11 protein-coding genes are annotated in these 11,296 nt (G+C 64.6%); all 11 read right to left on the reverse strand.

What is annotated here, in order from left to right:
* Positions 1 to 214: 214 nt before the first annotated feature.
* The 11 genes from cas2 to AB7E35_RS14005 all read right to left on the reverse strand — a co-directional run bounded on the left by cas2 (position 215) and on the right by AB7E35_RS14005 (position 11,255).
* Positions 215 to 505 (reverse strand): CRISPR-associated endonuclease Cas2, encoded by a 291-nt coding sequence (cas2, locus tag AB7E35_RS13955; protein WP_428162640.1) that lies wholly within the window; start codon positions 503 to 505, stop codon positions 215 to 217.
* Positions 506 to 514: 9 nt separating this feature from the next.
* The gene (gene cas1c, locus AB7E35_RS13960; RefSeq protein WP_428167763.1) at positions 515 to 1,543 is read right to left on the reverse strand and encodes a type I-C CRISPR-associated endonuclease Cas1c; all 1,029 of its coding nucleotides are present in this window, start codon (positions 1,541 to 1,543) and stop codon (positions 515 to 517) included.
* A 24-nt stretch (positions 1,544 to 1,567) separates the two neighbouring features.
* Positions 1,568 to 2,224: a CRISPR-associated protein Cas4 gene (gene cas4 / locus AB7E35_RS13965; protein WP_428162642.1), complete on the reverse strand. Its 657-nt coding sequence runs from the start codon at positions 2,222 to 2,224 to the stop codon at positions 1,568 to 1,570.
* A gap of 5 nt (positions 2,225 to 2,229) precedes the next feature.
* On the reverse strand, positions 2,230 to 3,108 hold the full coding sequence (locus AB7E35_RS13970) for a BRO-N domain-containing protein (RefSeq protein ID WP_428162643.1): 879 nt from the start codon (positions 3,106 to 3,108) through the stop codon (positions 2,230 to 2,232).
* Between the two features lie 11 nt (positions 3,109 to 3,119).
* Entirely contained in the window at positions 3,120 to 4,118 is a 999-nt protein-coding gene (gene cas7c / locus AB7E35_RS13975) for a type I-C CRISPR-associated protein Cas7/Csd2 (protein ID WP_428162644.1), read from the reverse strand.
* The gene (cas8c, locus tag AB7E35_RS13980) at positions 4,115 to 5,866 is read right to left on the reverse strand and encodes a type I-C CRISPR-associated protein Cas8c/Csd1 (protein WP_428167764.1); all 1,752 of its coding nucleotides are present in this window, start codon (positions 5,864 to 5,866) and stop codon (positions 4,115 to 4,117) included. Before cas8c ends, cas7c begins: the two co-directional genes overlap by 4 nt.
* On the reverse strand, positions 5,863 to 6,519 hold the full coding sequence (gene cas5c, locus AB7E35_RS13985; protein ID WP_428167765.1) for a type I-C CRISPR-associated protein Cas5c: 657 nt from the start codon (positions 6,517 to 6,519) through the stop codon (positions 5,863 to 5,865). Before cas5c ends, cas8c begins: the two co-directional genes overlap by 4 nt.
* Positions 6,520 to 6,528: 9 nt before the next feature.
* Positions 6,529 to 8,799, reverse strand: coding sequence for a CRISPR-associated endonuclease Cas3'' (locus AB7E35_RS13990; RefSeq protein WP_428167766.1), 2,271 nt, complete (start codon positions 8,797 to 8,799; stop codon positions 6,529 to 6,531).
* A 91-nt stretch (positions 8,800 to 8,890) separates the two neighbouring features.
* Positions 8,891 to 10,270 (reverse strand): sensor histidine kinase, encoded by a 1,380-nt coding sequence (locus tag AB7E35_RS13995; RefSeq protein WP_428167767.1) that lies wholly within the window; start codon positions 10,268 to 10,270, stop codon positions 8,891 to 8,893.
* Positions 10,267 to 10,938 carry a response regulator transcription factor gene (locus tag AB7E35_RS14000; protein ID WP_015914641.1) on the reverse strand — a complete coding sequence of 224 codons (672 nt, stop codon included), beginning with the start codon at positions 10,936 to 10,938 and terminating at the stop codon, positions 10,267 to 10,269. Before AB7E35_RS14000 ends, AB7E35_RS13995 begins: the two co-directional genes overlap by 4 nt.
* Positions 10,938 to 11,255, reverse strand: a complete 318-nt coding sequence (locus tag AB7E35_RS14005; RefSeq protein WP_428167768.1) for a PepSY domain-containing protein — start codon at positions 11,253 to 11,255, stop codon at positions 10,938 to 10,940. The genes AB7E35_RS14000 and AB7E35_RS14005 overlap by 1 nt, the downstream gene beginning before the upstream one ends.
* Positions 11,256 to 11,296: the final 41 nt, after the last annotated feature.

Genomic DNA, 11,296 nt, shown 5'->3' on the forward strand with positions numbered 1-11,296 from the left:
CCTTCGCATGTAACGCTTTGTTGGGCAACGGTTTTTACTGGCACTTGCGCGAACTGCGCCATGCGAAGCTGTTTTTGTACACCCAACCACCACCAAGCCATAAAAAACCAAATGAAAACAAGGCGTTGCGAAGTGCGCGAACCTCCCAGGGAAAATCAGTCCACTGGAGGATCGCGCTACGCGTCATGGTACGACACAGCATGTGCTGCGCCGGTCACAGCACCAGCGGGCCGTCAAAATCCGTCGCTTTGAACGTGCCGTGCTCGATCACCTCGAAGCCGCGCGTGCCGGGCATGCGGTAGAGCCTAAGGCAGTCTGCAGACGGGTCTATTTCTGCCAGCAAACGGCGTTCCAGCGCTTCGTACTGGGCCATGTCCAGCTGGCATTCGAACACCGATCTTTGTACCCGCTGCCCGGTGCTTTCGCACACCCGCGCCACGCGGCGCAAGCGGCGCCGGCCCGCTTTGGTTTCGGTGTTGACGTCGTAGCAAACCAGCACCAGCATGGCTGGCCCCTACTTGGCCACAAAGGGCACATAAGGCGCCCCGTCTTCGCGCACGGCGCGCGCCAGCAGACGGGCTTGCACCAATGGCACCAAACCCAGCGGCACGGATTGCGCCAGCAGTGGGTGGTTGATTTCGTCCTTCTTGCGCTCTTGGTGGGCTACCACCACGGCTTTGCGGGCATCTGGCTGCAAGACAACCGCGCCGCCTTCGCGCAGCACAAAGTCGTGTGTGCCCAACTGGCCTCTGTTGATCAGCGTCAGTGCCAGCCGGTCTGCCCAGGGGCGAAACTCTTCCATCAAGTCCAGGGCCAGGGCAGCGCGGCCCGGGCGCAAGGCGTGCAAGAAGCCCACTTGGGGATCAAGCCCGGCTGCCTCTAGGGCGCTGCGGCAATCGTTCATCCACATGGCATACAAAAATGACAGCAGGGCGTTGAGACGGTCGCGCGGCGGGCGGCGTGTGCGCCCGTCCATGGCAAAGGCGGCGCGCTGGTCGGGGCGCACCAGTAGGCCCAGGCCGCTGAAGTATTGGCGTGCGGCTTCGCCTTCCACACCGCGCAGGCTATCTAGGTTGGTGGTGCCGGGCAGGGCGCGCAGGCTGGCGGCCAGGTCATCTGCCAGGCGGGCCAAGGCTTTGGCTTCGTCTTCTGACTTGGCTTCTCGGGCGCCGCGCTGCAAAACTTGCCGGGTGTTTTTGATCTTGCCGGCCACGCTGGATCGGGCCATGTCCAGCGTGAATGCCGGATCGGCCACGCGTTGAAACTGCGCTTGGCGCAGCAGCACATTACCGCTGACAGCCCCTTCCAGCCGCGCTTTGAAGCGGCCGTTGTCGTCCAGCAGCACCAGCGCAATACCCCGGTCGGCCAGCAGGTGCATCAAGGGTGCAGACAGGTGGATATGGCCAAAACACACCACGGCGCTCAGGTGGTGCAGAGGCACGCGCAGCCGGGTTTCGTGATTGACCTCGACACGAAGGGTTTCGTTGTCCAGCCGCAGGTAGGTTTCGGGCGTTGTGACGTAGAGGGTGTTGAGCAGTTGCATGATCTGGAGGCTGGTGCGGTGCTGTCACGCGTCGGGGTCGAACAAGGTGTGCCGGGCCGATTCCAGGTTTGCTTGTGTGACCTTGGGCTGGCAGCGCTCTTGCAGCGAGCAGCCTTTGCAGCGCTGTTGTGCTTGCGGGCCAGCCAGAGGCGACGGCAGTTGCCTGCTGGCCAGCATCTGCCGTACGGCTTGTGCCGTACGTGCCACATCGTCCCGTAATTGCGCCGTGATGGGCACGGTGCGGCGGCGCCTGGAACTGGCGTAATACAGCGCGCCCTCCGGCACGGGTTTGCCGGTCATGGTCTCCAGGCACAGAGCTTGCGCGGCCAGCTGAAGGTCGTCACAGGCGGCAATGTCGGCGGCCTTGTGGCGGCTGCCGTGTTTGTATTCGACGGGGTAGGGCACGCCTCCGGCCAGAAACTCCACCACGTCGGCCTTGCCTATCAGACCCAGCGTGTCGTGCCACAGCGGCAGGGCGCGCTCCACGCGCACGCCTTTGGCCGTTTCGACGCCAGGCAGGTCGGCCTTGGCATGCACTGCCTGGCCGCGCAGGGTGTGGAGGTTGTCGTCAAACACCTGCTCCAGGTGGATCAGGCCACACTGGCGCGGGCAGTATTGCCAGTGCTGCAAGGCCGACAGGGCAATGGGATCGGGTTCTGGCGCGGGGGTGGCGGTGGGCATGGGCGCTACGGTTTTTTGGGCGCCTTCCTGGCTTTGGCTGGCGGTATGGCCTTGATCGCTTCGGCTGCCTTGGGCGTGGCCGGTGGCAGGTAGTTGTCACTGGTCACTACCGATTTACCGGTTTGGCCCTCCAGCTGCGTACGTGCCTGATGGGCGATGCGGCCACCGGTTTGGGCTGCGGCCTTGTTTTCTGCCATGCCGGTGGCATCCACACTTTCTGCAATCTGGCGAGTCGATAGCTCGGCCAGAGCGGTAAAAATCAGCTCAGCCTCGCTCATGTGGTCGCGCAGGTTGTGGCTTTTCAGGCCCTTTTTTGCTTTGTGCTGCGCCACGCTCAGGCCCGACCATTCTTGGTGAATGATGTTGGTCAGGATGGCGAACTCGCTGCCCGCTTTGATGTCGTGCCCGCTCCAGTAGTCGGTGAGCTTATTGCGGGTTTCCTGTCCAGTCATGCGCTGCTGGATCCACTTGTCGCTGCGGCCATGCTGCTGCCAGGTTTGGCGCGCGCGGTCCAGCGCCTGGGCTGGGTCGGCCATTTCTTGCATGCGTTCGTAGCCCACCTTGGCCAGCCACAGTTTGATGGGTTCTGCCTTGGGGCTGGGGATGGATTGCACGATGCGAAGCAGGCCTTGGGCGGTGGCGCAATCGGTCAGGCGCTGCTTGCCATCCGCAGCGGTCAATTTCAACCGTCGACAAAATGTCGACAGTTCAGCGCCGTCTTCCGCCTTGACGCGCTGCTTCATCTTGAACCAGTAGTCGCGGGCGTTTTCGCTGTCGGTCAGCACCTGCACGATGTCAATGACCGAAAACCACCAGGTTTCGGTGGCCTCGTCGTACACGCGGCGGATGCCCTGGCTGTCGAATTGAGTGGGCAGGGTTTTCATGTGCCCCCGGGTCAGAAAAGCCGGGTCAAGGTCACGCCCGCTGCGGGCTGCAGCGATTGCCCCACAGCCAGACTTTGCCCATCAAAGGCAACCGCATACGCATCAAAACTGCGCGCCACGGCACCGGCTTCTTTGGGCTGAACTTGCAGGCGCTCAAACAAGGCGTGCGCCGGGGCGTTACCCAGTTCGCTGTCGTGTTGGAACACGTACAGCCCGCGCGTGGACATTTCGCCGCGTGCCGCGGAGCGGTCGTGCTCGAACATCTGGCCCAGCGCTTGCCACAGCAACTCCAAGTCGTCCTGCCCAAAGCCGGTTTGCTTGGCCAGAAAGGACGAGACAAAGCCATGCGCCACATACACGCCATAGGGCACGGTGTGCTTGCGGCCCATGGTGCGGTTGTCACCCTGCTGCTTTTCTGCCTCAGCCTCGGTGGCCACCGCCATGCGGGTGATGGAGTGCTCCAGCGCCACGATGGGTTCGACCGAACGCGCAAACGTCAGCTGCACTGGGCCACGCACCTGGCCACAGTTCACTCCAGTGGACATGACGGCGCCAAAGGTGCGCACATCAAAAAAGTTCTGGCACATCCACTGGCGCGCCAGGGCCACCTCGTCGGCGCTGCCTTTGCGCTTGTCTTTGCCGGGCTTTTTCTTTTTGGTGTCAGCTGCTTCGTTTTCTGTAGCTGCTTGCGCTTGCTCCTCGGGCGTTTCAGCCAAATTTAATGCGGAATAGGCACGCTGGTTTTGGTGGTTCAGGATGGCTTTTTCGCGCACGTAAATCTCAAAACGCTTTTCGCCATCCACCGGGGTGCGCTCGTCTTGCTCTTTCACCAGCCCGACAAAGTTGCGCACTTTGCGCTTGAGCGACACATCGGTGACCAGGCCATGGCCGGATTCGGCATCCAGGCGCGGCATATTGCCCGCGTCGGGGTCACCGTTGGGATTGCCGTCTTTGACATCAAAAATCAGCACAAAGTCATAGCGGTGGGCGAGGGGTTGGGCGGGGCTCATGCGGTTTCTCCTTCAGGGGTGCCGTGGTCGGTGTCTTGGGATTTGCGTGTGAAAAAGTCCTGGCGCTGGTGGTAGTAGCCCAGCGCGAAACGGCCCTGGTCGGGCAACTGCAGATGTTTGGGAAAGTCGTCGACAGGGCCCAGCACTTCGCCCAGCAGCTTTTCAAACACTGTCACACGCCCGGGCATCAGCTTCTTGAGGTGTGCGTTCTTCAGGCGCAGCAAGGTGGTGAACACCGCCACCGGTGTGCTGGAAGCGGCGCCGTAATAGCGGTCGCGGATGGTGGCGTTCAGCCCAGGGCTGGCTTCTTCCTGGATTTTTTCCAGCACCGCAAAGAGCCGCCCCAGGCGGTAGGCCGGGTGCGTGTTGTTGAGGTCGAGCATGGGCAAAAACTCCTTCTCTGTACTTTGGCGAAAGCGGATGTGGCGGTTGAGGCAGGCCTTGATGGCTGCGGCGCGCGGGTAATTGATGTTTTGCTCGGCTCGGCAACGCCCCACGGCAGCGTTGAGCCACAGGCTGGGGTACGGCGCATCCGGCCCTGCCAGCAGGGCATCCACGATGGCGCCGCCCAGGTTGGGCGGAATGTTGTCGGCCTTGTTTTGCAGCGCCACGGCGGTCAGCAGGCGGAACAGCGAGGGGTACTGCGGGTCATGCGGCCCCCGCGCAAGCGACAGGTCTTCAAAGTGCTGCGCGATGCGCTGACCCAGTTCGCACAGGGTGATGCAGTGGTAAAAGCGGATGCTGATGCGCGCAGCATTGGGCGCGAGGCCCAGCACGTGGTAGCGCAGGTTTTCATCTGATTCGCCCCACTGCCCGCTGTGCACGGCATCCAGCAGCGCGCGCACGGCGGTGGTACCGCCGTCGGGGTTGTCCTGGAAGATGTCGCCAAAGATGGTCTCGAACGGGTCTTGCCGCTCAGCCCAGAACACCGTGGAGGCGTCGCCCACCTGCATGCGCTGGGGCGAATCCTTGCGCAGCAGGTGGTTCAGCGCGGTGGTGTAAGCGAAGGCGGCAGCGCGGCTGACGGGGGCGTTTTCGCCCTGGCGCTCAGTCTTGCCGTAGGACTCAAAAGCGCGCGCGTTGAACGAGACGATGTTGGCACCTGAGGTCTGCGCGCCCCACACCCCTTTGATCGACGCATGCAGGCGTTCGACCGGCGCCCGCTCGCCCGTCACCAGGCACATGGCCTGCGGCGCATCGTCAGCGCCAGCGGTGCTGAGCGCCGCTTGCACCACGGCGGGGCGCTGGCACACCAGATCCAGGTCGCCGTGCAGGCGGAAGCTCATCACGGCGTTACCCTCCAGCGCCTCGTTCCAGGCGGGCTGGCGCTCCAGTTGTGCCACATCCCGCCGGTGCAGAAACCGCAACACAGCCTGGATGCCTGCATCCTCCCTGACCACTTCTGGCAGCGCCTCGATACGCGCACGAAACGCCGCATGCTGCTCGGCTACGCGCTCGGGCTTGCCCTTGGTGTCCACGCCCAGCACATATTCCAGTGTGTCCCACAGCAGGTTGGCCGCCACCCCCGAGGTTTTCTTGACGCCCTGGGGCACGCGAAAGACGCGCGCCACCTTCTTTTTGCCCTGCAGCTCGCGGGTGTCGCGCAGTTGCAGCAGTTCGCCGTCGGTACTGATCTCCAGGATGAACGGAATCTCCTTCTGCTCTAGTCCGAAGGCGGGCAGGCGCTGCGCCGGATCGGGGTCATCGCATTTGCGGCGGTAGTAGTCGCTCAGGGCTTGCAAAATCATCCGCGTGTCTCCTCGAACGGCGGCACCTGCACTACGCCGCGCACCATCTTCGCGTTGAAAAAGCGTGGCTGCGGGTCGGCGGGGTTCGAAAAATCCAGGTCGTGCAGCATCCAGCCCAGCTCGCGCGTGTCCTCAATGGGTGGGGCTGGGGGCGTGTCGGCGGTGACCAAGCAGAAGTCGGCAGCGAACTCGCGGCAGCCCAGGTAGGGCTGGTTCACACACTGGCCTTTGCGGGTGCGGCGGGTGAACATCTCGGTGTATTTCATCAAGGGCTCGGTGCAGCCGGGCGCCAGCGACAGATCGGCGTGGATGCGGTAGGCCACGTCGCGCAAAAAGTAGCCCGCACGCTGCTGGCGATCGTCTTCGATATACAGGCCCAGCGTGCCGCTGCCCGCCGCCATCGTCTGCTGCACGTTGCGCGTTGACACCACAGCGCTGACCTCATTGCGCCGCAGGTTGATAAAGCGGATGGGCTTGAGTACTTCGATACGCTGCACTTGCCAGCGAATGGCGGGCTTCCACAAAATGGACTCGAATACGGCGCGGGCGGCAGACGGCGTCATCACATCGTAGGACACGCGTTCCACCTTCATCTCCGGGCGGGTAAAGCAGGCAAAGGGGCCTGCAACTTCGAGGCAAAAGTGGGACGACATGGGGCTCCTTCACAAAACAAAACCGCCGGGTTGGTAAAGGTCGGCATCGCCTGCAAGGCCCAGAATGCTGCTGTATAGATTATCAGCATCTGCCAGCACGTACAGGCCCGGCACGGGCAGCAAGAGATCGCCTTGCTGCAGCATCTTGTCAGCCTTCCATTTCGGGATACTTACGGTGTAGCGCTGCAATTTGCGCGTCAGCCAGCGCTGCGGGCCTTCTGCCGCCAGGATATTGAGCAGTTTGTCGATCGTGTTGCGCTGTGGTGCGTAGCGCACCACTACGGGGACACTGTCTTGATCGTCAATCAGCCGGAAGGCTTGTGCGGCGGTCCGAAACTGCACGGCCAGCGTGCGTGGCTCCACCTTGAGCAGGCCAACGATGCCGTGCTTGTCCAAATCCACCGAGTGGTAGAACTCGGTGAAGTAGTGAGTAAAAAGGCCACGCGCCAACGGGTTGTGCGCCTGCCCCTGCAGGGTGGCGATGCACGCATCGGCGCCTTTACGCAAATGTCCGAGCGGGGGTTTCTCGGGCGGCACAAACACCACCACGCGCCCCATGCCGGGCAGCCGCCCTTCACGGTTGCAGCGACCCGCAGCCTGGACGATGGAGTCAAGCCCTGCCAGCGCGCGGTACACCACGGGAAAGTCGATGTCCACGCCCGCCTCTACCAGTTGGGTGCTGACCACGCGCAATGGCCGCAGGTCGCGCCCTTCGCGTTTGGCTTGTAGGCGTTGTTTGATTTCGGCAATGACATCCTTGCGATGCGCACCGCACATCAGAGCCGACAGGTGCAAGGTGCCCTCGGGCATCAGGCGCTGCAACTCGCGCGCGGCTTTGCGGGTGTTGACAATGGCCAGCACGCAATCCTCGGCGCCGAGCTGCGCGGCCAGGTCGGCCCAAGGGGTGGGTGTTGTCCAGTCGGCAGGAAGCTCTACCTGCACGCGCTGGAGGGCGTCGAACAGGGCATCGGGGTGATCGATGATTTCGCGTACGTTTTCCAGTCCGCGCAGGTTTTTATGGGCATCAAAGTACGTGGTGCTGGCCAGCGCTGGCTGGGTGGCGGTGCACAGCACCACCGTCACACCGTAGTGCGCCACCAGCAGCCTGAGCACATCCAGAATCGGTTGAAGAAAGTCGGGCGGTAGCTGCTGCGCCTCGTCCAGCACGATGACGCTGCCCACCAGGTTGTGCAGCTTGCGACAGCGTGAAGTTTTGGCGGCAAACAGTGATTCGAACAACTGCACGTTGGTGGTGACGACGAGGGGCGCATCCCAGTTTTCGCAGGCCAGGCGGCTGCGGGCAGTTTCGTCTTTCTCGGCGGCATCAAACTGACTGTGGTGCTCCACCAGCACCTCGTCGCCCAAGCCATGGAACACGTTGCGGAACACGTCCGCCGTCTGCTCGATGATGCTGGTGTAGGGGATGGCGTAGATGATGCGGCGCTGGCCGTGGGCCTGCGCATGCTCCAGCGCAAACGCCAGGCTGGAGAGCGTTTTGCCGCCGCCCGTGGGTACGGTGAGCGAGAAAAACCCCTTGGGCAACGCAGCCTGGGCGCGACACTGGCGCAAGACATCCGCACGCAAGCGGTTGACCAGCGTGTTGGCGGCGGGCAGCGCCGCCATGTGGGCGTCAAATGCAGCGCGCATTTGCCCCAGCGTGGCAAAGCCTGTGCGGTGCGCGGGCTTGCCCGCATCAAAGTGCGCTTCGGTGTCCAGAAAGTCGGCATCCACAAGGCAAGAAAACAGCATGCGCACCCAGAAGGCAAAGCCTTCTGCTCCGCCCGGAATCACTCGTAAATCAGGAGTGAAGCTACCTGGGCTCAACACCTCAGCGGGCGGGTTGGCTGCCAGCGTTTCTTTGAGCTCTTGCGCGCTGTCAGGGTGACGCAGCCGTAGCTGTAGGCCTTGGTGCCAGTCGTCCAGGCCTACGTGGTGCCCTGCAATCAGGTAGGCCAGTACGTGCGCGGCCAACTTGCCTTGGGCACCATGGGTTGTTTCCAGTTGCTGCAAAGCCCACAGCGCGCCAGCAGCGGAATGGGTTTTTTCGCGCCCCCCCACTTTGCCTTCGATGTGCGCGTTTTCGCCATCGGCCAGACGCACATAGCGTTGAAACCCGGGTCGGTATTTACCTAGGTCGTGCCACAGGCCAGCCAGATAGGCCCAGCGCAGCGTGGGCTCTGTGGCGTCAAAGGGCTGGGAAAAATCGGCCGCTAGCGCAGCCACCTGGTTCAGATGTTCAGCCAGCAAATGCCCGCCCGAATGGGCCCAGGGTGTTGACATAGAGCCTCCCGCTCATGCTGTTGTATGCCGTGAATACGCACGCCGAGGAGGTGTCATGGCGCCCTCCTTTGCGGCCATGATAGGCAGGCTCTTACTGCGCCGCCGGCAGGCACAGCCGCAGCCGCGCGCCGCCCAGCGGCGAGGCCAGGGCCTGCACGCTGCCGCCGTAGGTCTGGGCCAGCGTGCGCACGATGTCCAGGCCCAGGCCTGCGCCGGGGCGCTGCTCGTCCAGCTGCACGCCGCGCTCGAACATGCGCTCGCGCAGCGCCTCGGCAATGCCGGGGCCGTCGTCATCGATGGTGAAGCACAGCTGGCTGCCCTCGCGCTGCACGTCCACCACCACGCGTGTGCGCGCCCATTTGCCGGCGTTGTCGATCAGGTTGCCCAGCAGTTCGTACAGGTCTTGCTCCTCGCCGCGAAAGACGGCGTCTCGGGCGCCGTCTTGCGCCTGCGGCGCCAGCTCGAACGTCAGCTGGCGGTCGGCATGCAGGCGCTGCATGGTGCGCAGCAGCGCCTGCAGCGGCGCCAGCACCGGCGTGCGCAGCCCGGTGGCGCGCACGGCGGCGGCGGCGCGGGCGCGGGCCAGGTGGTAGTCCACCTGGCGGCGCGCGCTGGCCACCTGCTCGGTCACCAGTTGCGCCAGCGGTGTGCCCTCTTGCGCCGCGGCGTTGGCCAGGATGGACAGCGGCGTGTGCACCGCATGCGCCAGGTTGCCCGCCTGGGTGCGGGCGCGCTGCACCATGTCGGCGTTTTCAAGCAGCACGTGGTTGAACTCGCTCACCAGTGGCTGCAGCTCTTGCGGAAAGCATCCCTGCAGCCGCGTGGACTGGCCGCCGCGCACGGTGGCCAGCTGCTCGCGCAGCCGTTGCAGCGGGCGCAGGGCCAGGTGCAGCTGCACCGCAACTGCCACGGCCAGGCCCAGCGTCAGCAGGCCCAGCGCGGTCAGCAGCAGGCGGGTGAAGCGCTGCAGCGGCTCGGCCAGCAGCGCGGTGTCGCCCGCCACGGCCAGGCGCAGCGGCGGGGCGCCGTCTTCGGGCAATTGCAGGGTGCGCGCCACGGTCAGCAGTGCGTGGCCCTGGCTGTCGTGCAGCTGCAGCACGCGAAAGCCGCGCGCGGGGTAGTCGCCCGCCACGGGCGGCAGCGCCAGCACCTGGTCCCAAAGCGAGCGCGAACGTGCCACCGCCTCTTGCGGTGCGGCGCCCAGCTGATCCACTTGCCAGTACAGGCCCGACAGCGGCTGTGCCAGACGCGGGTCGAAGGCTACGGGCGCCACGCGGGTGCCGCCCTGGGGTGTCCAGTCCACGGCGGCGCTCAGCTGGTCCAGTTGCACCACCAGCTGCGCCTGCAGCTGCTGGGTGATGTGGTCCTGGAACAGCGCGCGCAGCGCCCAGCCTGCCAGCGCGACGCTGAGCAGCATCCAGGCCAGCGTGCCCGCCAGCAGGCGCAGGCGCAGCGAGCCGCCCGCCGTCATGGCGCAGCGCCGGCGTCCACCAGCCGGTAGCCCAGGCCGCGCACGGTCTCGATGCTGCCCGGCGGCAGCTTCTTGCGCAGGCGGCCGACAAAGACCTCGATGGTGTTGGAGTCGCGGTCGCTGTCGTGCGGGTAGATGTGCTCGGACAGCAGGGTGCGGGGCAGCACCTGGCCCTTGCGCTGCATCAACAGCGACAGCAGCTTGAACTCGTGGCTGGTCAGCGTGAGCGGCTGGCCGTCCACCAGCACGCGCGCCTGGCGCGTGTCCAGCCAGATCGGGCCGCACTGCCACTGCGCGCTGGCGTGCTCGCCCAGGCGGCGCAGCAGGGCGCGCAGGCGCGCCAGCAGCTCTTCCATGTGAAAGGGTTTGGCCAGGTAGTCATCGGCCCCCGCGTCCATGCCGGCCACCTTCTCGTGCCAGGCGCTGCGCGCGGTGAGGATCAGCACCGGCATGTTGCGCCCTGCCGCGCGCCAGCGGCGCAGCACCGACAAGCCGTCCAGCACGGGCAGGCCCAGGTCCAGCACCACGGCGTCAAAGTCTTCCACCTCGCCCAGGTAATGCGCCTGGGCGCCGTCGCTGGCGTGTTCCACCGTGTGGCCCGCCGCGGCAATGGCCTGCACCAGCTGGGCGCAGAGGGTGGGTTCGTCTTCCACGACGAGGATGCGCATCAAGGCTCCTTGCGTTTGATCTTCAGCACCTGGCCGTTGACCGCGTCCACTTTCAGCTTGGCCACGCGGCCGTCGCTTTGCAGCAGGCGGATCTCGTAGAGATAGCGGCCGTCATCATGCTCGAACTCCACCTTCAGCACCTGGCCCTGGTGGTCGCGCTCGACCTTGTCGATCACCGTGCGCAGCGGCAGCACCTGGCCCTGCTGCAGCGCCTTGCGGGCCAGCTCATGGTCACGCTCATCGGCATGCAACGCGCCGCCTGTGGCGCCGGCGCCCACAAGCAGCAGCATGGCAAAGAGGCGGCGCAAGGTGTTCATGGGCTGTGGTTATACGGGCGCGGCGATGAACGACGGATGAA

Origin of the sequence: Diaphorobacter sp. (assembly GCF_050251835.1) — a bacterium.
Classification (GTDB): domain Bacteria; phylum Pseudomonadota; class Gammaproteobacteria; order Burkholderiales; family Burkholderiaceae_C; genus JBFXIE01.